At 67.7% G+C, this 21,384-nt stretch carries 16 protein-coding genes; 4 read left to right on the top strand and 12 right to left on the bottom strand.

The genetic code is table 11. The annotated features are described in order from the left end of the window. Positions 1-76 precede the first annotated feature (76 nt). From L1081_RS31225 to L1081_RS31210, 4 genes are read left to right on the top strand one after another with little or no spacing between them, the layout of a single operon-like run. Positions 77-1,342 carry an SRPBCC family protein gene (locus L1081_RS31225; RefSeq protein ID WP_489417351.1) on the top strand — a complete coding sequence of 422 codons (1,266 nt, stop codon included), beginning with the start codon at positions 77-79 and terminating at the stop codon, positions 1,340-1,342. A 1-nt stretch (position 1,343) separates the two neighbouring features. Then, positions 1,344-1,814 carry a nuclear transport factor 2 family protein gene (locus L1081_RS31220; protein ID WP_489417350.1) on the top strand — a complete coding sequence of 157 codons (471 nt, stop codon included), beginning with the start codon at positions 1,344-1,346 and terminating at the stop codon, positions 1,812-1,814. Between the two features lie 8 nt (positions 1,815-1,822). Beyond that, the gene (locus tag L1081_RS31215; protein ID WP_489417349.1) at positions 1,823-2,140 is read left to right on the top strand and encodes a Rieske 2Fe-2S domain-containing protein; all 318 of its coding nucleotides are present in this window, start codon (positions 1,823-1,825) and stop codon (positions 2,138-2,140) included. 4 nt (positions 2,141-2,144) lie between these two features. Further along, the gene (locus L1081_RS31210) at positions 2,145-3,362 is read left to right on the top strand and encodes an FAD-dependent oxidoreductase (protein ID WP_489417348.1); all 1,218 of its coding nucleotides are present in this window, start codon (positions 2,145-2,147) and stop codon (positions 3,360-3,362) included. Between the two features lie 57 nt (positions 3,363-3,419). Here the strand turns inward: L1081_RS31210 and L1081_RS31205 are convergent, their stop codons facing one another. The 12 genes from L1081_RS31205 to aceE all read right to left on the bottom strand — a co-directional run bounded on the left by L1081_RS31205 (position 3,420) and on the right by aceE (position 21,115). Beyond that, positions 3,420-4,787, bottom strand: coding sequence for a sigma 54-interacting transcriptional regulator (locus tag L1081_RS31205; RefSeq protein ID WP_489417347.1), 1,368 nt, complete (start codon positions 4,785-4,787; stop codon positions 3,420-3,422). After that, positions 4,784-6,619, bottom strand: a complete 1,836-nt coding sequence (locus L1081_RS31200; protein WP_489417346.1) for an ATP-binding protein — start codon at positions 6,617-6,619, stop codon at positions 4,784-4,786. The genes L1081_RS31205 and L1081_RS31200 overlap by 4 nt, the downstream gene beginning before the upstream one ends. Before the next feature lie 172 nt (positions 6,620-6,791). Beyond that, positions 6,792-7,445: a DUF6781 family protein gene (locus L1081_RS31195; protein ID WP_489417345.1), complete on the bottom strand. Its 654-nt coding sequence runs from the start codon at positions 7,443-7,445 to the stop codon at positions 6,792-6,794. A gap of 10 nt (positions 7,446-7,455) precedes the next feature. Next, a complete protein-coding gene (gene phbB / locus L1081_RS31190) occupies positions 7,456-8,211 on the bottom strand; it encodes an acetoacetyl-CoA reductase (protein WP_489417344.1) in 756 nt (251 codons plus the stop codon). A 39-nt stretch (positions 8,212-8,250) separates the two neighbouring features. After that, positions 8,251-9,435 (bottom strand): acetyl-CoA C-acyltransferase, encoded by a 1,185-nt coding sequence (locus L1081_RS31185; protein WP_489417343.1) that lies wholly within the window; start codon positions 9,433-9,435, stop codon positions 8,251-8,253. A gap of 48 nt (positions 9,436-9,483) precedes the next feature. Continuing rightward, the gene (locus L1081_RS31180; RefSeq protein WP_489417342.1) at positions 9,484-10,818 is read right to left on the bottom strand and encodes an FAD-dependent oxidoreductase; all 1,335 of its coding nucleotides are present in this window, start codon (positions 10,816-10,818) and stop codon (positions 9,484-9,486) included. A gap of 32 nt (positions 10,819-10,850) precedes the next feature. Then, the gene (locus tag L1081_RS31175) at positions 10,851-12,248 is read right to left on the bottom strand and encodes a C4-dicarboxylate transporter DctA (protein WP_489417341.1); all 1,398 of its coding nucleotides are present in this window, start codon (positions 12,246-12,248) and stop codon (positions 10,851-10,853) included. Between the two features lie 13 nt (positions 12,249-12,261). Beyond that, entirely contained in the window at positions 12,262-14,547 is a 2,286-nt protein-coding gene (locus L1081_RS31170; protein ID WP_489417340.1) for an NADP-dependent malic enzyme, read from the bottom strand. Positions 14,548-14,564: 17 nt separating this feature from the next. Next, positions 14,565-15,365 carry an alpha/beta fold hydrolase gene (locus L1081_RS31165; protein WP_489417339.1) on the bottom strand — a complete coding sequence of 267 codons (801 nt, stop codon included), beginning with the start codon at positions 15,363-15,365 and terminating at the stop codon, positions 14,565-14,567. 9 nt (positions 15,366-15,374) lie between these two features. After that, complete coding sequence (gene lpdA / locus L1081_RS31160; RefSeq protein ID WP_489417338.1) at positions 15,375-17,138, bottom strand: dihydrolipoyl dehydrogenase; 1,764 nt, start codon at positions 17,136-17,138, stop codon at positions 15,375-15,377. 12 nt (positions 17,139-17,150) lie between these two features. Further along, positions 17,151-18,434: a 2-oxo acid dehydrogenase subunit E2 gene (locus L1081_RS31155; RefSeq protein WP_489417337.1), complete on the bottom strand. Its 1,284-nt coding sequence runs from the start codon at positions 18,432-18,434 to the stop codon at positions 17,151-17,153. An 8-nt stretch (positions 18,435-18,442) separates the two neighbouring features. Further along, positions 18,443-21,115 carry a pyruvate dehydrogenase (acetyl-transferring), homodimeric type gene (gene aceE / locus L1081_RS31150; RefSeq protein WP_489417336.1) on the bottom strand — a complete coding sequence of 891 codons (2,673 nt, stop codon included), beginning with the start codon at positions 21,113-21,115 and terminating at the stop codon, positions 18,443-18,445. Between the last annotated feature and the right edge of the window lie 269 nt (positions 21,116-21,384).

Genomic DNA, 21,384 nt, shown 5'->3' with positions numbered 1-21,384 from the left:
GATGGGCCCGAACTGCCGATCATGGGGGACCATGAGACGAGCGGCCCGGGCGACGCGGCCGCACAGGAGACAAAAAATGGACGACACATCCGCCGTCTTTCCGCAGCAGATCCGCTGGGAAGACAAGGGCACGAGCCGCATTCCCTTCATGGCCTACACCGATGCCGACCAGCACCGGCGCGAGCTCGAGCGCCTCTTCTACCGGGGCCACTGGTGCTACGTGGGCCTGGAGGCCGAGATTCCGGAAGTCGGCGACTTCAAACGCACGGTGATCGGCGAGCGCTCGGTGATCATGGTCCGGGATGCGGAAGACTCCATCAGCGTGGTGGAAAACGTGTGCGCGCACAGGGGCATGCAGTTCTGCCGCGAGCGGCACGGCAACCGCAAGGCCGGCGGCTTCACCTGCCCCTATCACCAGTGGAACTATTCGCTCGGCGGCGACCTGCAGGGCGTGCCCTTTCGCCGTGGCGTGAAGCAGGACGGCAAGGTGAACGGCGGGATGCCGGCCGACTTCAAGCCGGCCGACCACGGCCTCAACAAGCTCGAGGTTGCCACGCGCGGCGGCGTCGTGTTCGCGTCCTTCGATGCAGAGGTGGAATCGCTCGAGGACTTCATGGGCCCGGAAATCCTGGGCTACTTCGACCGGCTGTTCAATGGCCGCAAGCTGACGATCCTCGGCTACAACCGCCAGCGCATTCCCGGCAACTGGAAGCTGATGCAGGAGAACATCAAGGACCCGTACCACCCGGGCCTGCTGCATACCTGGTTCGTCACCTTCGGGCTCTGGCGCGCCGACAACAAGTCGGAGCTGAAGATGGACCGCCATCACCGGCACGCCGCGATGATCTCGACGCGCGGCGCGAGCGGCAAGGCGGACCAGGTCACCCAGGTATCGAGCTTCAAGGAAAGCATGAAGCTCAACGACGACCGCTTCCTGGACATCGTGCCCGAGCCGTGGTGGCGCGGCCCGACGGCCGTGATGATGACGCTGTTCCCGAGCGTGATCTTCCAGCAGCAGGTCAACAGCGTCTCGACCCGGCACATCCAGCCGAGCGGCCCCGGCGCCTTCGATTTCGTCTGGACGCACTTCGGCTTCGAGGACGACGACGACGCGATGACCTTGCGTCGGTTGCGCCAGGCCAATCTCTTCGGACCGGCGGGCTTCGTCTCGGCCGACGACGGGGAGGTGATCGAGCTCTCGCAGAAAGGCTTCGAGCAGAAGCCCTTCCACCGCACGCTCGCCGAACTCGGCGGCCGCGAGGTCGGCGACACGGACCACATGGTCACCGAGACCCTGATCCGGGGCATGTACGAATACTGGCGCAAGGTGATGGAGGCTTGAGATGAACTTTCAGGACTACTTCGAGCTGACCCAGCTCTACGCCCGCTACGCCCAGGCCGTGAGCTCGGGTCAATGGGAACTCTGGCCGGAATTCTTCACGGACGATTGCAGCTACCGCCTGCAGCCGCGCGAGAACCACGAACGCGGCTTTCCGCTGGCCACGCTCTCGTTCGAGAGCAAGGGCATGCTGAAGGACCGCGTCTACGGCATCCGCGAGACCCTGTTCCACGACCCCTACTACCAGCGCCACGTCGTCGGAACGCCGCTCGTGCTGAAGGCCGATGCGGACCGCTTCGAGTGCGAGGCCAACTACGCGGTGTTCCGCACCAAACTGTCCGAACTTTCGAGCGTCTTCAGCGTGGGGCGCTACATCGATGTGGTCGTGCGCACCGCCGAGGGGCTGAAGTTCGCCTCGCGCCAGGTCATCTACGACAGCGAAATGATCCCCAACTCCGTCATCTATCCCCTCTGAGGCCAGCCATGAGCGATTTCCAATGGACCGACGCCGCAGCGGTCGACGAGGTGCCCACCGATGATGTCGTCGGCATGCAGGTCGACGGGCGCGACATTGCGCTGTACAAGGTGGACGGCCAGATCTATGCGACCGACAACGTGTGCACCCACGGACATGCCCGCCTGTGCGAGGGCTTCCTCGAAGGGCACGAGATCGAGTGCCCGCTGCACCAGGGCAAGTTCGACGTGCGCAATGGAAAGCCGACCTGCGCGCCGGTGACCGAGGCGATCCGCTCGTACCCGGTGAAGATCGATGCGGGCCGGGTGTTCCTCTCGCTCGACTGAAGCCATGGACATCGAGACCATCGTCATCGTGGGCGCCGGCCAGGCCGGCGGCTGGGCCGCGCAGACGCTGCGCAGCGAGGGTTTCGCGGGACGCGTGGTGCTGATCGGCGACGAGCCCCATCGTCCCTATGAACGCCCGCCGCTGTCCAAGGCGGTGCTCTCCGGGGATGCGCATGCGGACACGACCCATCTGCAGAAACCGGAGGCCTTCGATGCGCTGGGCATCGACTGGCGGCCGAATGTCGGCGCGACCTTCATCGACCGGGCGGCGAAGCAGCTCCACTTGACGCGTGGAGCGCATCTTTCGTACGACAAGCTGATTCTCTGCAGCGGCGGCCGGGCGCGTCGCCTGAACATCCCCGGTGCAGATCTGCCCGGCGTCTTCAGCTTGCGCAGCATCGAGGATGCGGCGGCGCTCGGTGCCGTGCTGTCTGCCGGCAGGCGGCTGCTCGTCGTCGGGGGCGGCTGGATCGGGCTCGAGGTGGCCGCGACGGCCCGGAAGAAGGGCCTCGACGTGACCGTCGTCGAAGCGACGGGCCGGCTGTGCGAGCGCACTGTTCCACCGGAAATATCCGACTATCTGCTGCAACTCCATACCGCCCATGGCGTCGATGTCCGGCTCGGCACGGGCATCGAGCGCCTGGCGCAGAACGCGCGAGGTGGCCTCACCGCCTCGTTCGGCGATGGGCGCGAGTTCGAATGCGATGCGGTCCTCGCCGGTGTTGGCCTGGTCCCCAACGACGAACTCGCACGCGAGGCAGGCCTGGCATGCGAGGGCGGCGTGCTGGTCGATTCGCAATGCCGCTCATCCGATCCCGACATCCTGGCCGCGGGCGACGTGGCCGCATGGCACTGCGAATGGGCGGGGCGGCGGATGCGGCTCGAATCGTGGCAGAACGCCCAGGAGCAAGGCATTGCCGCCGCGCGCGCCGCGCTCGGCATCGCGGTGAATCATCAGCCGCTGCCCTGGTTCTGGTCGGACCAGTACGAGGTCAACCTGCAGATCTTCGGCATGCCCGCGCCGGCGCACGATGTGGTCGTGCGCGGCGACCGGAACTCCAGCAGCTTCGTGATGTTCTTCCTGGACGCCGGCAAGGTCGTTGCGGCGCTGGGCCCCAACGCCGCGCGCGACCTGCGCTTCGCGCGGCGGCTGATCGAGCGCCGCACCAGCGTCGATGCGGCGCAGCTCGCCGACCTGCAGGTGCCGCTCGCCAGGCTGTGAGGCGGCGGTTCCGTTACCTGTACCCAGCGATCGTCAGGGCACAGGCCGCTCCGCGGGTCACTGGGACTTGAACTCTTCCGCCGCGATGCCGAGCTTGCGCAGCTTGTCGTGCAGCGTCTGCCGCGCGATGGCGAGAGCGGCGGCCGTGGCTGGTTGGTCGCCCTGGTGCTTGCGCAGCGCCTCCACGATCACCGCACGCTCGAAGGATTCGACCTGTTGCGGCAGCGCGCGCGGCAGCGCCGGCGAGCCCTCGCCGGTGCCGCGGGTCTGCGTCAGGCGCTCGCCGAGCAGGCCCAGCACGTAACGGTCGGCCACGTTGCGCAGTTCGCGCACGTTGCCCGGCCACGCGTAAGCCATCAGGTCGGCCAGCTGCGCGTTGGTGGGCAGCGGCGCCGAACGCTCGTAGCGGCTCGCGGCCAGCAGCGTGAAGTGCTCGAACAGCAGGGGAATGTCTTCGCGCCGCTCGCGCAGCGGCGGCAGCTCGATGAAGGCGACGCCGAGCCGGTAGTACAGGTCGGCCCTGAACTTCTGGCGGTCGCTCATTTCCTTCAGGTCGTCCTTGCTTGCGGCCACCACGCGGCAGTCGAAGGCAATGGCCTTGTTGGAGCCGATGCGCTCGATGCTGCGCTCCTGCAGCGCGCGCAGCAGCTTGATCTGCACCGCCATCGGCATGCTCTCGATCTCGTCGAGAAAGAGCGTACCGCCGTTGGCATATTCGAACTTGCCCACGCGCACGCGGTTGGCGCTGGTGAAGGCGCCGGCCTCGTGGCCGAACAGCTCGCTCTCGGCCAGCGCCTCGGGCAGGCCGCCGCAATTGAGTGGAACGAAATGCTGGCGGCGGCGTTCGCTGTGGTCGTGCAGGCAGCGCGCGACGAGTTCCTTGCCGGTGCCGGTCTCGCCGTAGATCAGCACGTCGGCCGAAGTTTCGGCCAGCGTCATCACGGTACGGCGCACCAATTGCATCTGGGCCGACCGGCCGATCAGCACCGACTGGATGCCGTTCCAGTTCTCCAGCGCGTCGCGCAGCGCACGCACCTGCAGCGAAAGCTGCCGGCGCTCGACGGCGTGGCGCACGATGGCCACCAGCCGCTCGGAGCTGAAGGGCTTCTCGATGAAGTCGTAGGCGCCCTCGCGCATGGCCTGCACCGCCATCGCGATATGGCCGTGGCCGGTGACCAGAATCACGGGCAGCTCGGCATCGGTGCTGTGCAGTTCGCGCAGCCATTCGGTGCCGCTCAGGCCCGGCAGGCGCACGTCGCAGACCACGATGGCCGGCACGCCGAAGCTGATGTGGCCGCGTGCGCGCTCCACGCTTGCAAAGGATTCGACCTCGAAACCGGCCAGGGTCAGCACCTGGGTCGTGCTGAGACGGACGTCTTCGTCGTCCTCGACCAGCATCACCCGGATGGCAGGGGCTAGGCTCACTTGTTGATCACTCCTGTAGGGGTGGGAATAAGAATGGCCTGGACGGCGGCCGGAAGGTCGGCGACGAACGAGGCGCCGCCTTCCGGCAGGTTGGCTGCACCCAGCGTGCCGTCCATGGCCCGCACCAATTGTGCCGAGATCGCGAGCCCGAGGCCCAGGCCCGTGCCCGCCGGCTTGCTGCTGACGAAGGGCTCGAACAGGCGCGGCAGGATGTCGGGTGGAATGCCCGGTCCGGTGTCGCTCACGCGCAGGATCACCCGGCCCTCTTGCGGCCGCGCCTCGAGCCGCAGCCTGCGCCGGGGCGAGGCCTGCATGGCGTCGATGGCGTTGCGCATCAGGTTGACGAGCACGCTGCCCAGCGCGGCTTCTTCGGCCATCACGCTCAGGCTCGCGGGCTGCACGTCGACCTCGATGGCGACACCGTTCTTCTTCGTCGCCTCGGCCACGATGGCCTGCGCGTCGGCCACGGCTCGCGCCACCGGCACCGCCGCGAGCGGAAGTTCGCTCTTGTGCGCGAAGGTCTTGAGTTGCGAGGTCAGGCGCGCCAGGCGGTCGACCATGCCCCGGATGCGCTGCAGGTTGCCGCGCACGTCGTCGAAGCGGTTCTTGTCGAGCAGGATGGCGGCGCTCTCCGAGAGCGTGCGCATCGCGGTGAGCGGCTGGTTCAGCTCGTGCACCACGCCGGCCGACATCTGGCCCAGCGCCGCCATCTTGCCGGCATGCACCAGCTCTCCCTGGGCGGCGCGCAGCTGCGCGGTGCGCGCCACCACGGTCGACTCGAGCGTGTCGTGCGCCGCCTGCAGCGCAGCCTGGTTGGCCAGCTTCTGCCGCACGGCGCGGCGGCGCTGCCACAGCGTGACAGCGATCAGCAGCAGCACCGCCATTGCAAGGCTCGCGGTGATGGCGGCGTTGCGCGCGCCCACGCGCACCGGCGCCAAGTCGTCGAGCGCCAGCAGCTGCCACGGTGCACCGCGCAGCGAACGCGTCGAGGCCAACTGGTCGACGCCGTCGAGCGCGATCACCTTCACATCGCGCGCCAGCGTCTTCTTCAGCGTCCACTGCAGCGGCTGCAGGCCGGCCTCGCCGTAGGGGCGCGAGCGCTGCACCTCGGCCCGCTGCGAAGCGTCGAGCGGCAGCATCGGCCGGAACTTGAGGTCTTCGCGGGTGGCGAGGATCACCACGCCGCGCTGGTCGATCAGTGCCACGTCGCCCGGCAGCTTGCGCCAGGCGCGTTCGGTCTCCTCCAGGTTGACCTTGACAGCCACCACGCCGCGCGCGGGCTGGTCGCGGCGCAGGGCGTACGAGAGGTAGTAGCCGGGCTTGCGGCTGGTGATGCCGACGCCGTAGAAGCGGCCCTTGCCCTGCCCCAATGCATCGATCACGTAGGGTCGGAACGACAGGTCCTGGCCGACGGTGGTGCCGGGACGGTTCCAGTCGGAAGCCGCCAGCGAGGTGCCGGCGGCGTCCAGCACATAGAGCATCTCGGCGCCCGCGGCGGCGTTGACGCCGTCGAGGTAGCGGTTGACCGCGTCGCGCAGCGACACGTCCGAGGGCGTGCCGAGCAGCGCGGGGACGATGGGCGTCATCTCCAGCAGCGCAGGCAGATACTCGAAACGGGCCAGGTCGGCATCGAGCCCTGTTGCGAGCATGTCGAGCCGGTGGTCGGCCGCCTCGTTCAGGCGCGCGAGGCCGTTCTGCATGGCGAAGTGATGACCGGCGAAGGCGGCCGCGGCCACCAGCGCCAGCGCGCCGCACCAGCGCGGCAGGCCGCGCCATCGTCTGGAGCTGTGTAGAGGCAAATCGAAGCGCCGGGCCGGCTCCCGTGAAATCATGAACCCGTTATTGCACAAGGCCGTGAACGCCGCATCAGTGGCTGCCCGGTGGCGTGCGTCCTGCAACATTTCGTGCAGAGTCGGCGTCCGGTCGGGCATGGCGCAGTTCACCGGCCCTGCCGCGGAAGACCCGGCCGGGGAACACGGTGCAGCGCGCGATGGCCGGCGAGGGTCATCGCTTCGCCGCCCCGCCCTGCTTCAGGGCCTCGGACATGCCGATCAGCACCCCGCTCACCAGCGTGGTGTAGCTGTCGAGCATCGCCTGCGAGGCGCGCAGGCTCAGCGCACGGCCGTCGCGCAGGTTCTTGTGCGTGTCTTCCATGAGCTGTTCGAGCGCCGCTGTGGCGCGCGCGCCGGTGCCGGTGCCCTTGCCCTGCATCGCCTGGAGGACTCCGCTCCAAGGGCCGTCGACCGGCGCTGCCTTGCGAACGCTGGCCAGCAGCGTGTCTTCCATCTTCTCGATGTCGGCGAGCGCCTTCTTGAGCTGCGTCTCGCGCAGGCTCACGCCCTGGTCGACCAGCTGCTGCAGTGCGCGCTGGTTGGCCAGCACCGCCTGCTCCAGCGCGCCGTCCATGCCGGCGAAGGCCTTGGCCAGCAGTGCCTCCACGTCGGGCGCGGGCAGCTTGCTGCCTTGCGCGCCGGCCGAGGCTGCCTTGGTGACCGTGCCCAGCACCTGCCGGATGTTCGCGAGCGTGAGCCCCCGGCTCTGCAGCGCCTTGAGCGTGGCCTCGTGCACGGCCTGGCGGATGGTTTCGCCCTGCCTGGCGGAGGCGTCGGTGAACTTGGTGACCAGCGCGGCCTGATCGATGCCGTTCTTGAGGATCATGGTCGTGCATTCATTGCATGTGCTGGCCGCCGTTGATGGCGATGTTGGCGCCGGTCACGAACGCCGCTTCTTCCGATGCGAGGTAGATGATCAGCCCCGCAACTTCCTCGGGCTTGCCCAGGCGCCCCACGGGAATGTGCGGCAGGATCTTGCTGTCGAGCACTTCCTTCGGAATGGCCGTGACCATCTTGGTGCCGATGTAGCCGGGCGAGATGGTGTTCACCGTCACGCCCTTCTTCGCCACTTCCAATGCCAGCGCCTTGGTGAAGCCGTGCACGCCGGCCTTGGCGGCCGAGTAGTTGGTCTGCCCGAACGCGCCCTTCGAACCGTTCACCGACGACACGTTGATGATGCGGCCCCAGCCCCGATCCACCATGCCGTCGGCCACCTGCTTGCTCATGTTGAACAGGCTGTCGAGGTTGGTTCGCAGCACGGCGTTCCAGTTGATCTGGTCCATCTTCTTGAAGGTCATGTCGCGCGTGATGCCAGCGTTGTTGACCAGCACGTCGACCGGGCCCAGGGCTTCCTGGACCTGGCTCACGGCCCGTGCGCAGGAGTCGTAGTCGGCCACGTCGCAGGGCACGGCCAGGATCTGGTAGCCGCGCTCAGCCATCTGCGCCACCCAGTCGGCGTGCGACTTGTTGCCCGGCGAGTAAGTCACCGCGAGCTTGTAGCCCGCATCGACCATCTTGGTGGAGATCGTCTCGCCCAGGCCGCCCATGCCGCCGGTGACCAGGACCACGTGTTGCTGCTTGCTTTCGCTCATCTGCTTTCTCCTTGGTGCGTTGTGACTTAAGAAAACCGCTCAGGCCCGTTCCACGGCCAGGGCCACGCCCATGCCGCCACCGATGCACAGCGAGGCCAGGCCCTTGTTGGCGCCGCGGCGGCGCATCTCGTGCAGCAGCGTCACCAGCACGCGGCAGCCCGAGGCGCCGATGGGGTGGCCAATGGCGATGGCGCCGCCGTTCACGTTGATGCGGCTGGTATCCCATTCCATCTCGCGGTTGACCGCGCAGGCCTGCGCCGCGAAGGCTTCGTTGATCTCCATCAGGTCCAGGTCCTGCGCCTTCCAGCCGGCCCTTTTGAGCGCGAGCTGAGAAGCGGGAACCGGGCCCATGCCCATGAGCGACGGGTCCAGGCCCGCGCTCGCATAGGCACGGATCACGGCCAGCGGCTGCAGGCCGAGCGCGGCGGCGCGCGAGGCCGACATCACCAGCACCGCGGCCGCGCCGTCGTTCAGGCCCGAGGCATTGCCGGCCGTCACCGAGCCGGCCTTGTCGAAGGCCGGGCGCAGACCGGCGAGCGCATCGGCACTGGTCTTGCGGTTCACGAACTCGTCGGCAGCGAAGACGATCGGCTCGCCCTTCTTCTGCGCAATGCTGAAGGGCAGGATCTCGTCGTCGAAGCGCCCCGCGTCCTGCGCGGCCGCGGCCTTCTGCTGCGAGGCGAGCGCGAGCGCGTCCTGCATCTCGCGCGTGATGCCGTACTTCCTGGCCACGTTCTCGGCCGTGGTGCCCATGTGGTACTGGTTGTAGACGTCCCACAGGCCGTCGACGATCATGGTGTCGACCAGCTTCCAGTCGCCCATGCGCTGGCCGTTGCGCGAGTTGGGCAGCACGTGCGGCGCCATGCTCATGTTCTCCTGGCCGCCAGCCACCACGATCTCGGCATCGCCGCACTTCACGGCCTGCGCCGCGAGCATCACGGCTTTCAGGCCCGAGCCGCAGACCTTGTTGATGGTGAGGCCCGGCACGCCAATCGGCAGCCCTGCCTTGATGACTGTCTGCCGCGCCGGGTTCTGCCCTGCGCCGGCGGCGAGCACCTGGCCCATGATGACCTCGGACACCGCATCGCCCGGCACGCCGGCCTTCTCGAGCAGTCCCTTCACCACATGCGCGCCCAGTTCCGGCGCGGGCGTGCCGGCCAGCGTGCCGCCGAACTTTCCGACCGCCGTGCGTTGCGCGGCCACGATCACGATATCGTCTGACATGAGAGTCTCCTTGGGGGTTGGTGCGAAAGAAATGGCTGCGTCGAGGGCTCAATGCAGCTTGACGTGGGGTTCGGTGCGCCGCGTGATGAGGCGGGCGAGCGTGTCGAGCGAGACCTTGACGATGCCGTGCAGCGCCAGCTCGTGCATCTTGTAGAGCGACATGTACATGAGCCGCGCGAAGCGGCCTTCGATCATCAGGCTGCCGCCGACTGGCCCGCCCATCATGTTGCCGACGGTGCTGAACTCGCCCAGCGACACCAGCGAGCCGAAGTCGCGGTAGCGGTAGGGCTGAAGCGTCTTTCCACCCAGGCGCCGGCGGATCTGCGCCGCCACGTGCGAGGCCTGCTGGTGTGCCGCCTGCGCGCGCGGCGGCACCAGGCCGCCCTTGCCGCCGTTGGCCTCGGGCCAGTCGCAGGCGGCGCAGTCGCCGATGGCGAAGATGTCTGGGTCGCGCGTGGTCTGCAGCGTGGGCAGCACCGCGAGCTGGTTGCTGCGGTTGGTTTCCAGCCCCGCGATGTCCTTCATGAAATCGGCGGCCTTCACGCCCGCGGCCCACACCACCAGCTCGGCCGGCAGCACGCGGCCATCGGCCAGGCGCACGCCCTCGGGCAGCACCTCGGCCACCTTGGCGGAGGTGTGCACATCCACGCCCAGCTTGCGCAGCAGCGCCTCGGTGGCGGCGGACATGCGCGCGGGCAATGCGGGCAGCACGCGGTCGGCGGCTTCGATCACGCTGACCTGGATGTCTTTCTCGGCATCCACGCGGTCCAGCCCGTAGGCCACCACTTCGCGCGTGGTGCGGTGCAGCTCGGCCGCCAGCTCCACGCCCGTGGCGCCTGCGCCGATGATCGCCACGTGCAGCTGCTCGGGCCGCAGCGGCGTGGCCTGCGCATGCGCGCGGATGCAGGCGTTGACCATGCGCTGGTGAAAGCGCTGCGCATCGGCCTTCGATTCGAGCCGCAGCGCGTGCTCGCGCACGCCGGGGGTGCCGAAGTCGTTGCTGAGGCTGCCGATGGCGACCACCAGCGTGTCGTAGCCGAAGGCGCGCTCGGGCGTGACCAGCCGGCCCTCGTCGTCCAGGTACGGCGCCACCTGCACTTCGCGCCGCTCGCGGTCGATGCCGGTCAGCTCGCCGAGCCGGAAGCGAAAGTGGTGCCAGTGCGCCTGCGCGAGGTAGTCGACTTCGTGCGCGCTCATGTCCATGCTGCCCGAGGCGATCTCGTGCAGCTTGGGCTTCCACACGTGGGTGCGGTGCTTGTCGATCAGCGTGACGTCCGCTCGCCCCTTCTTGCCCAGCGAATCCCCCAGGCGCGTGGCCAGTTCCAGGCCGCCGGCGCCACCGCCCACGATGACGACGCGGTGCTTCTGCACGGGGCTGTTCATGGCGGGCTGTTCCGTACAGGCATGTGGCCGCCTCAGCGCGGCTGGGCCACGGGCATGTGGGTCTCGACCTTGTCCAGCACCGCCTCGGGCGTGTCGGCTTCGGCCGATGTCTCGTTGTCCAGGATGCGCTTCATGCGCACGGTGTCCAGGTCATTGGTCCACTTGGCGACCACCACCGTGGCCACGCCGTTGCCGATCAGGTTGGTCAGCGCGCGGGCTTCCGACATGAAGCGGTCGATGCCCAGGATCAGCGCGAGCCCCGCAACTGGCACGTGCCCGACGGCCGACAGTGTGGCCGCCAGCACGATGAAGCCGCTGCCCGTGACGCCCGCCGCACCCTTCGAGGTGAGCAGCAGCACCGCGAGCAGCGTGAGCTGCTGCGCGAGGGTCATGTCGGTGTTGGTGGCCTGCGCGATGAACACCGCCGCCATCGTCAGGTAGATCGAGGTGCCGTCCAGGTTGAAGGAGTAGCCCGTGGGCACCACCAGGCCGACCACCGACTTCCTGGCGCCCAGGTTCTCCAGCTTGGCCATCATGCGCGGCAGCACCGACTCGCTCGACGAGGTGCCCAGCACGATCAGCAGTTCTTCCTTGATGTACTTGATGAACTTCCAGATGCTGAACCCGTGGAAGCGCGCGATGCCCCCCAGCACCACGAAGATGAACAAGAGGCAGGTCAGGTAGAAAGTGGCCATCAGCTGGCCCAGCTGCAGCAGCGAGCTCACGCCGTACTTGCCGATGGTGAAGGCCATGGCACCGAAGGCGCCGATGGGCGCGACCTTCATGATGTAGCCCACGATCACGAAGAGCACGTGCGAGCCCTTCTCGATCACGTCGAACACCAGCGTGCCGCGGCCGCCGAACTTGTGCAGCGCAAAGCCGAACATCACCGCGATCAGCAGCACCTGCAGGATCTCGCCTTTGGCGAAGGCATCGACCACCGTGTTCGGAATCACGTTGAGCAGGAAGTCGGTGGTGCTCTGCATCTTGCCGGGGCCGGTGTAGGCCGCGACGCTCTTGGCGTCGAGCTGGCTCACGTCGACGTTCATGCCGGCGCCAGGGCGCACGATGTTGATGATCACCAGGCCCACCACCAGTGCGATGGAGCTCACGATCTCGAAGTACAAGAGCGCCAGGCCACCGGTCTTGCCGACCTTCTTCATGTCTTCCATGCCCGCGATGCCGACCACCACCGTGCAGAAAATGATCGGCGCGATGATCATCTTGATGAGCTTGATGAAGCCGTCGCCCAGCGGTTTCATCGATGCGCCCGTGTCGGGCCAGAAGTGCCCCAGCAGCACCCCGAGCACGATGGCGGTGATGACCTGGAAGTAGAGCGATCTGTAGAAGGGCTTGGGTGCGACGGATGGTTGGTCCACGGGAATCTCCTGAACAATTTCAGACGCCGGCGGCGTCACGGTGTCGTTCATGGCCGCACCCTCCTCAGGCCGCATTGCGGTGCGAGTTGGCATCGACCACCGCCAGCGCTGTCATGTTGACGATGCGGCGCACGGTGGACGACGGCGTGAGGATGTGCACCGAGCGCGCCGCGCCCAGCAGGATGCCGCCTACCGTGATGCCGCTGCCGGCCGCCATGCGCAGCAGGTTGTACGAAATGTTGGCCGCGTCGACGTTGGGCATGACGAGCACGTTGGCCTCGGTCTCCAGCGCCGAATCCGGAAACTCGTGGTCGAGGATGGTCTTGGACAGCGCCGCGTCGCCGCGCATCTCGCCTTCCACCGCGAGCTGCGGATCGGCCGCCTTGATGAGCGCGAGCGCCTCGCGCATCTTCACGGCCGAGGCTGCGTTCGAGCCGCCGAAGTTCGAGTGCGACAAGAGCGCCACGCTCGGCGTCACGCCGAAGCGGCGTACCTCCTCGGCCGCGAGCAGCGCGATCTCGGCGATCTGCGCGGCATCGGGGTCGCGGTTCACGTGCGTGTCGCAGATGAAGAGCTGGCGCCCCGGCAGCATCAGCATCTGCATCGCGGCCATGGTCCTGGCGCCCGCGCGCAGGCCGATCGCATCGCGCACATGGCGCAGGTGATCGCCGTAGCCGCCGAGCGTGCCGCACAGCATGGCGTCGGCACGGCCCTGGCGCACCAGCATCGCCGCCAGCAGCGTGCCGCGGCTGCGCATCTCGGTCTGCGCCACCAGGCGCGAGACGCCCTCGCGCCGCTTGAGCTGGTAGTAGGCCTCGGCCGCATCGCCATGCACGGCCGCATCGAGCGGGTCGACGGCCTCGCAGTCGGTGCCCAGCGCAAGGCGCAGGCCGTACTGCGCGATGCGCTCGGCGATCACCTCGGGGCGACCCAGCAGCAGCGGCCGCGCCAGGCCTTCGTCCACCACCACCTGCGCGGCGCGCAGCACGCGCTCGTCCTCGCCCTCGGCGTAGACCACGCGCTTGGGCGACTGCTTGGCGGCTGCGAACAGCGGCTGCATGCTGCTGCCCGACTGGTAGACGAACTGCGACAAGCGCTGGCGGTAGGCCTTCATGTCGGCGATGGGCCGCGTTGCCACGCCGCTGTCGACCGCGGCCTGCGCCACCGCGGGCGCAACCGCCTCGATCAGCCGCGGATCGAAGGGCTTGGGGATCAGGTAGTCGCGGCCGAAGCGCAGGCCGAGCGCGCCGTAGGCCTGCGCCACCACCTCGGGAATCTCGGCATGCGCGAGTTCGGCGATGGCCCGCACCGCGGCAAGCTTCATCTCCTCGTTGATCGAGGTCGCGCCCACATCGAGCGCGCCGCGGAAGATGAACGGAAAGCACAGCACGTTGTTGACCTGGTTCGGATAGTCCGACCGGCCGGTGCCCAGGATCGCATCGGGCCGCACGGCCAGCGCGTCTTCCGGCAGGATCTCCGGCGCCGGGTTGGCCATGGCGAGGATGATCGGGTCGCGCGCCATCTCCTTCACCATCTCGGGCTTGAGCACGCCGCCGGCCGAGAGGCCGAGGAAGATGTCCGCGCCGCCGATCACGTCGGCGAGCTTGCGCGCCGAAGTCTCCTGCGCATAGCGGGCCTTGTTCGGGTCCATCTGTTCCTTGCGGCCGGTGTACACCACGCCCGCGCTGTCGGACACGTAGATGTTCTGCATCGGCAGGCCCAGGCTCACGATCAGGTCGAGGCAGGCCAGCGCCGCCGCACCGGCGCCCGAGGCCACCAGCTTGACCTCGCGGATGTCCTTCTTCACATGCCGCAGCGCATTGAGGATGGCGGCGGCCGCGACGATGGCGGTGCCGTGCTGGTCGTCGTGGAAGACCGGGATCTTCATGCGTTCGCGCAGCTTCTTCTCGATGTAGAAGCACTCGGGTGCCTTGATGTCCTCCAGGTTGATGCCGCCGAAGGTGGGCTCCATGCGCGCGATGGTGTCGATGAGCGCGTCGGGGTCGTTCTCGTCGAGCTCGATGTCGAACACGTCGATGCCGGCAAACTTCTTGAAGAGGCAGGCCTTGCCTTCCATCACCGGCTTGCCGGCCAGCGCGCCGATGTTGCCCAGGCCCAGCACCGCGGTGCCGTTGGTGATGACGGCCACGAGGTTGGCGCGCGAGGTGAGGTTCATGGCCTCGGCCGGATCGCGCGCGATCTCCATGCAGGCCTCGGCCACGCCGGGCGAATACGCGAGCGCAAGGTCGCGCTGCGTGGCCATCGGCTTGGTCGGGTTCACCGAGATCTTGCCGGGCGTGGGAAAGCGGTGGTAGTCGAGGGCGGCTTCGCGCAGTTTGTCGTCGGACATGGTGTCTCCGTGGAATGTCAAAGAGGGGCAGGGGCTGCCGCGCCGGCATCGGCCAGCCAGTCGCGCAGGCCGCACAGGAGCGCCGCGGGCTGGTCGGCATGCACCCAGTGGCCGGCATCGGCAACGCGCTCGACCTCCGCGTGCGGAAACATCGCGCGGATGCCCGCGAGCGACGAGGGCCGCACGTAGCCGGACTCCGCGCCGTGGATGAAGAGCGTGGGTCCGTCGTAGCGCGCTTCGCGCAAAGCTTCGGGAAAGCCGCAGAGTTCGCGCATGCACAGGCCCGTGGCCAGCAGGTTGAGCCGCCAGTCGAAACGGTCGTTCTGCCGGCGCAGGTTCTGCATCAGGAAATCGACCGGGGCCTCGGCGCTGAGGCTGCCGGCCAGCGCCTCGCGGATCTCGCGGCGGCTGGCGGCACTCGTCATGTCGAGGCTGCGCATGGCCGACACGTACGACGAGAACTGGTCGGCGTAGCTCTCGGGCGCGATGTCGATCACGGCGATGCCGCCGAGGGCCTGCGGGTGCGACAGCGCGAGGGCCATTGCCGTCTTGCCGCCCATGCTGTGGCCGATCACGAAGGGGCGCTGCAAGTGCTCTTGCTCGACCAGCGCGAGCACATCGCCCGCCATCTCGGCGTACGACATGGACTCGGCCCAGGGCGAAGCACCGTGGTTGCGGGCGTCGGGCAGGTAGACACGGTGGTCCGCAGCCAGCGCCTGTGCAACCCGCGCCCAGTTGCATCCGGCGCCGAACAGGCCGTGCAGGATCACCACCGGGGGCCCCGATCCCAGCGCCTCGAAAGCCAGTGCGAGCGGCATGGTGGCGGCCTACTTCTTCTTCACCGGCGGCAGGTCGGTGCAGTGTCCCTCGAACACTTCGGCCGCCATGCCGATGGATTCGCCGAGTGTCGGGTGCGGGTGGATGGTCTTGCCGATGTCGGCGGGCTCGCAGCCCATCTCGATGGCCAGGCACAGCTCGCTGATCAGGTCGCCCGCATGCGTGCCAACGATGCCGCCGCCGACGATGCGGTGCGTGGCCTCGTCGAACAGCAGCTTGGTGAAGCCTTCGTCGCGCCCGTTGGCAATCGCGCGGCCCGAAGCGGCCCACGGGAACACCGCCTTGCCGATCTTCAGGCCCTCGGCCTTGCATTGCTCCTCGGTCTTGCCGGCCCAGGCCACCTCGGGGTCGGTGTAGGCCACCGAGGGAATCTGTCGCGCATCGAAGAACGCCGGATCGCCGTGCGCCGCCTCGGCCGCCACATGCGCCTCGTGCACGGCCTTGTGGGCAAGCATGGGCTGGCCCACGATGTCGCCGATGGCGAAGATGTGCGGCACGTTGGTGCGCATCTGCCTGTCGACCTCGATGAAGCCGCGCTCGGTGACGGCCACGCCGGCCTTGTCGGCGGCGATCTTCTTGCCGTTGGGGCTGCGGCCCACGGCGACCAGAACGAGGTCGTAGAGCTGCGGGGCCGAAGGCGCCTTCTCGCCTTCGAAGCTCACTTCGATGCCGGCCTTGGTCGCCTTGGCACCGACCGTCCTGGTCTTGAGCATCACGTTGTCGAAGCGCGGCGAGTTGAACTTCTCCCACACCTTGACGAGGTCGCGGTCGGCGCCCTGCATCAGGCCGTCGAGCATCTCGACCACTTCGATGCGCGTGCCCAGCGTCGAGTACACCGTGGCCATCTCCAGACCGATGATGCCGCCGCCGATCACGAGCATGCGCTTGGGAATGCCCTTGAGCAGCAGCGCGCCGGTGGAATCGACGACGCGCTCGTCGTCAGGCATGAAGGGCAGCTTCACGGCCTGCGAGCCCGCGGCGATGATGGCCTTGGCAAACCTCACCACGCGCTTTCCACCGTCCTCGCCCGTCACCTCGACGTGATGCGCATCGAGGAAGCTGCCGACGCCGGTGACGACCTCGACCTTGCGCGCCTTCGCCATGCCCGCGAGGCCGCCGGTGAGTTTCTTGATCACCCCGTCCTTGAAGCCGCGCAGCGCGTCGATGTCGATCTCGGGCGCGGTGTACTTGATGCCGTGCCCGGCGAGCAGCTTCACCTCGTCCATGACGCCGGCCGTGTGCAGCAGCGCCTTCGAAGGGATGCAGCCCACGTTGAGGCACACGCCGCCGAGCGTGGCGTAGCGTTCGACCAGCACGGTCTTCATGCCGAGGTCGGCGCTGCGGAAGGCGGCCGAGTAGCCGCCGGGGCCGGCGCCGAGCACGAGCACCTCGCACTCGACGTCGGCCTTGCCGGCGTAGCTGCCGGCCGTGGGTGCCGGCACGGACGCGGGTGCGGCTGCGGTTTCGCTCCCTCTCTCCCTTGCGGGAGAGGGTTGGGGTGAAGGTGAGGCCGCCGCCGTCTCCACCACCAGGATCACCGAGCCTTCGCTGACCTTGTCGCCGAGCGCGACCTTCAGCTCCTTCACCGTGCCCGCATGGCTAGACGGAATCTCCATCGAGGCCTTGTCGGACTCCACCATGATCAACCCGGTATCGACCGCGATGACTTCGCCCGGCTTGACCAGCAGTTCGATGACCGCAACATCCTTGAATTCACCGATGTCCGGGACCTTGACTTCCACCATGTGTGCCATTGGGAGCTTCCTTCAGAACAGCACGCGCCGCAGGTCGGCGAGCACGTTGGCGAAATAGACGTTGAAGCGCGCGGCGGCGGCGCCATCGATCACGCGGTGATCCCACGACAGGGACAGCGGCAGCGTGAGGCGCGAGGTCCAGGTCTTGCCGTCGGCGGAGTGCTGCTTCCAGTAGCTCTTGCACACGCCCATGATGGCGACCTCGGGCGCGTTGATGATCGGCGTGAAGTAGATGCCGCCAATGCCGCCGAGCGAGCTGATGGTGAAAGTGCCGCCCGACATCTGGTCGGGCTTGAGCTTGCCGTCGCGCGCGAGCTTGGCGAGCTCGCCCATCTCCTTGGCGATGTCGGGCACGGTCTTCCTGTCGACGTCGCGGATCACCGGCACCATGAGCCCGTTGGGCGTGTCGGCCGCGAAGCCGATGTGCCAGTAGTTCTTGAGCACCAGCGCATCGCCGTCGAGGCTGGCGTTGAACTCGGGGAACTTCTTCAGCGCGGCCACGGCCGCCTTCATCATGAAGGGCAGCATGCTGATCTTCACGCCCGACTTCTCCAGCTCCTTGTTCATCTGAATACGGAACTGCTCGAGGTCGGTGATGTCGGCCTCGTCGTGCGTCGTCACGTGCGGGATGACGACCCAGTTGCGGTGCAGGTTGGCGGCGCTGATCTTCTTGATGCGCGGCAGTTCCCGGCGCTCGGTCGGGCCGAACTTGGCGAAGTCGACCTTGGGCCAGGGCAAGAGGTCGATGCCGCCGACGCCACCGCCTGCGGGTGCGGCCTTGGACGCAGCCGTTGCAGCAGACGTACCGCCACCCTTCGCGAAGCTCTCGACATCGGTGCGCACGATGCGGCCATGGTCGCCGGTGCCCTTGATCTTGCCGAGGTCGACGCCGAGTTCGCGTGCGAGCTTGCGCACGGCGGGGCCCGCGTAGGCGAGCGCGAAGCCGGCTTCGACCTCCGCATTGCCGGGAGGCAGCGCCGCCGCCGCCGCTTCACTCCCTCTCCCGCTCGCGGGAGAGGGTTGGGGTGAGGGAGCGGCCGCCACCGCAGGCGCATCGCCCGTAGCCAGCGAAAGAATCATCGACCCTTCGCTCACCTTGTCCCCGATCTTGATACCGATGGCCGTCACCACGCCCGAGATCGGCGCGGGCACATCCATCGTCGCCTTGTCGGATTCGAGCGAGACCAGCGGGTCTTCGGCCTTCACCGTGTCGCCGACCTTCACGAAGATCTCGATGACGGGCACGTCGCTGAAGTCGCCGATGTCGGGCACCTTGATGTCGATTGCATTGCTCATGTCGTGCCTCACACGGTCCAGGGGGCGGCGCGCTCGGCATCGAGCCCGTACTTCTCGATGGCCTCGGCCACCACGGCGTGCTTGATGACGCCGTCGTCGGCCAGCGCCTTGAGCGCGGCCACGGCCACGTGCCAGCGGTCGACCTCGAAGAAGCGGCGCAGCTTGCGGCGGTAGTCGCTGCGGCCGAAGCCGTCGGTGCCCAGCACGGTGTAGCGCCGGCCCGCGGCCTGCACGTACTCGCGCACCTGGTCGGCGTAGTTGCGCATGTAGTCGGTGGCCGCGATGACGGGGCCCTCGTGGCCTTCGAGGCATTGCTCGACGTGGCTCTTGCGCGCCGGCTCGGTCGGGTGCAGCCGGCTCCATCGCTCGGCGGCCATGCCGTCGCGGCGCAGCTCGTTGTAGCTGGTGGCGCTCCACACATCGGCGGCAATGCCGAAGTCGCTCTTGAGCAGCTCGGCCGCGGCCATCACCTCGCGCAGGATGGTGCCGCTGCCCATGAGCTGCACGCGGTGGCCTTTCTTCGGCGTCTTGCCGCCGTCGCTGAGCTGGTAGAGACCCTTGAGAATGCCTGCCTCGCTGCCCTCGGGCATGCCGGGGTGCGGGTAGTTCTCGTTCATAAGGGTGATGTAGTAGTACACGTCCTCCTGCTCGGCGTACATGCGGCGCATGCCGTCGCGCACGATGGCCACCACCTCGTAGGCGAAGGTCGGGTCGTACGAGACGCAGTTGGGAATGGTGCCGGCCAGGATGTGGCTGTGGCCGTCTTCGTGCTGCAGGCCTTCGCCGTTGAGCGTGGTACGCCCCGCGGTGCCGCCCAAGAGGAAACCGCGCGCGCGCATGTCGCCGGCCAGCCAGGCCAGGTCTCCCACGCGCTGCAGGCCGAACATCGAGTAGTAGATGTAGAACGGAATCATCGGCACGTTGTTCGTGCTGTACGAGGTGGCTGCGACGATCCAGCTGGACATCGCGCCGCCCTCGTTGATGCCTTCCTGCAGCACCTGCCCGTCCTTCGACTCGCGGTAGTACATCAGCTGGTCGGCGTCCTGCGGCTTGTAGAGCTGGCCGAGCGAGGACCAGATGCCGAGCTGGCGGAACATGCCTTCCATGCCGAAGGTGCGCGACTCATCGGGCACGATCGGCACCACGTGCTTGCCGATGGCCTTGTCCCGCACCAGCGTGCCGAGCATCTGCACGAAGGCCATGGTGGTGGAGATCTCGCGCTCGCCGGTGTCCTTGAGCAGGCGCTCGAAGGTGGAAAGCGGCGGAATCTCGAGCGCGACTGACTTGCGGCGGCGCTGCGGCAGGTAGCCGCCGAGCGCTGTGCGGCGCTCGCGCAGGTACTTCATCTCGGGGCTGTCCTCGGCGAGTTGGATGAAGGGCACGTTGGGCAGCTCTTCATCCGACACCGGGATCTGGAAGCGGTCGCGGAAGCCGCGCAACGCGTCCTGCGTCATCTTCTTGGCCTGGTGCGCGATCATCTGGCCCTCGCCCGATTCGCCCATGCCGTAGCCCTTCACCGTCTTGGGCAGGATCAGCGTGGGCTGGCCCTTGTGCCTGACGGCGGCGGCATAGGCGGCAAACACCTTCTCGGGGTCATGGCCCCCGCGCGTGAGGCCCCAGATCTCGTCGTCGCTCATCTCTGCGACCAGCGCGCGGGTCTCGTCGTACTTGCCGAAGAAGTGCTCGCGCACGTAGGCGCCGCTCTTGCTCTTGAAGTCCTGGTACTCGCCGTCCACGCACTCTTCCATGCGCTGCAAGAGCTTGCCGCTCTTGTCCTTGGCGAGCAGCGCGTCCCAGCCGCTGCCCCAGAGCACCTTGATGACGTTCCATCCGGCCCCGCGGAACACGCTCTCCAGCTCCTGCACGATCTTGCCGTTGCCGCGCACCGGGCCGTCCAGGCGCTGCAGGTTGCAGTTGATGACGAACACGAGGTTGTCCAGGCTCTCGCGGCCCGCGAGCGAGATGGCACCGAGCGATTCGGGCTCGTCCATCTCGCCGTCGCCCATGAAGGCCCAGACCTTGCGCGGCGCCGTGTCGGCGAGGCCGCGGCCGTGAAGGTACTTGAGAAAGCGCGCCTGGTAGATCGCCATCAACGGGCCCAGGCCCATCGACACGGTGGGAAACTGCCAGAAGTCGGGCATGAGCCACGGGTGTGGGTACGACGGGATGCCGTTGCCCTCGGACTCCTGGCGGTAGTTGAGCAGCTGCTGCTCGCTCAGCCGGCCTTCGAGAAAGGCACGCGCGTAGATGCCGGGCGAGCTGTGGCCCTGGATGAAGAGCAGGTCGCCGCCGTGGGTGTCGGTGGCGGCATGCCAGAAGTGGCCGAAGCCGATGTCGTAGAGCGTGGCCGCCGACTGGAAGCTCGCAATGTGGCCGCCGAGTTCGGACGAATCCTTGTTGGCGCGCAGGATGATCGCCATCGCGTTCCAGCGGACGATCGAGCGCAGGCGGTGCTCGATCTCGCGGTTGCCGGGCGACTTTTCCTCCTTCTCGGGCGGGATGGTGTTCTTGTAGGCCGTGTTCAGCGAGCGCGGCACGTACACGCCGTCGCGGCGGCCCTCGTCGACGAGGCGATTCAGCAGAAAGTTGGCGCGCTCGCTGCCGCGGTGCTGTTGGACCGCGCCGAGTGCGTCGACCCATTCGCCGGTTTCCGTGGGGTCAAGATCACCCATGGTGCTCATCGGTTTGTCTCCTGTGTCATGGCCGGGACCTGCATCGGGCGATGCGGCCGGCCTTGGTACAGAGCAATCGATGTGCCACGCGGCGCGCGGCGCGCAAGGCACGCTAAGTCGTTGATTTCATGGGGAACGAGGCAGGAATGAAGTGAGCGCCCTGCCGACGATCCGGATGCGCGCCGACAACGCCGTCCGAATCGCCGGACCGGTGATTGGGGTGAACCCTGACGCTACGCCAGCCTCTCATGCGGGGCGCGACAAGGGCAGGAGTGCCA

It is taken from the genome of Variovorax sp. MSC1_012 (assembly GCF_023667525.1).
Taxonomy (GTDB): Bacteria; Pseudomonadota; Gammaproteobacteria; order Burkholderiales; family Burkholderiaceae_C; genus Variovorax; species Variovorax beijingensis_B.
This window is presented reverse-complemented; position numbering and strand designations above follow the sequence as displayed.

Excerpts from the sequence above, each read along its gene's own strand:
- L1081_RS31225 (WP_489417351.1), top strand. The coding sequence starts at position 77 with ATGGACGACACATCCGCCGTCTTTCCGCAGCAGATCCGCTGGGAAGAC.
- L1081_RS31220 (WP_489417350.1), top strand. The coding sequence starts at position 1,344 with ATGAACTTTCAGGACTACTTCGAGCTGACCCAGCTCTACGCCCGCTAC.
- L1081_RS31215 (WP_489417349.1), top strand. The coding sequence starts at position 1,823 with ATGAGCGATTTCCAATGGACCGACGCCGCAGCGGTCGACGAGGTGCCC.
- L1081_RS31210 (WP_489417348.1), top strand. The coding sequence starts at position 2,145 with ATGGACATCGAGACCATCGTCATCGTGGGCGCCGGCCAGGCCGGCGGC.
- L1081_RS31200 (WP_489417346.1), bottom strand. The coding sequence starts at position 6,619 with ATGATTTCACGGGAGCCGGCCCGGCGCTTCGATTTGCCTCTACACAGC.
- L1081_RS31195 (WP_489417345.1), bottom strand. The coding sequence starts at position 7,445 with ATGATCCTCAAGAACGGCATCGATCAGGCCGCGCTGGTCACCAAGTTC.
- phbB (WP_489417344.1), bottom strand. The coding sequence starts at position 8,211 with ATGAGCGAAAGCAAGCAGCAACACGTGGTCCTGGTCACCGGCGGCATG.
- L1081_RS31185 (WP_489417343.1), bottom strand. The coding sequence starts at position 9,435 with ATGTCAGACGATATCGTGATCGTGGCCGCGCAACGCACGGCGGTCGGA.
- L1081_RS31180 (WP_489417342.1), bottom strand. The coding sequence starts at position 10,818 with ATGAACAGCCCCGTGCAGAAGCACCGCGTCGTCATCGTGGGCGGTGGC.
- L1081_RS31175 (WP_489417341.1), bottom strand. The coding sequence starts at position 12,248 with ATGAACGACACCGTGACGCCGCCGGCGTCTGAAATTGTTCAGGAGATT.
- L1081_RS31170 (WP_489417340.1), bottom strand. The coding sequence starts at position 14,547 with ATGTCCGACGACAAACTGCGCGAAGCCGCCCTCGACTACCACCGCTTT.
- L1081_RS31165 (WP_489417339.1), bottom strand. The coding sequence starts at position 15,365 with ATGCCGCTCGCACTGGCTTTCGAGGCGCTGGGATCGGGGCCCCCGGTG.
- lpdA (WP_489417338.1), bottom strand. The coding sequence starts at position 17,138 with ATGGCACACATGGTGGAAGTCAAGGTCCCGGACATCGGTGAATTCAAG.
- L1081_RS31155 (WP_489417337.1), bottom strand. The coding sequence starts at position 18,434 with ATGAGCAATGCAATCGACATCAAGGTGCCCGACATCGGCGACTTCAGC.
- aceE (WP_489417336.1), bottom strand. The coding sequence starts at position 21,115 with ATGAGCACCATGGGTGATCTTGACCCCACGGAAACCGGCGAATGGGTC.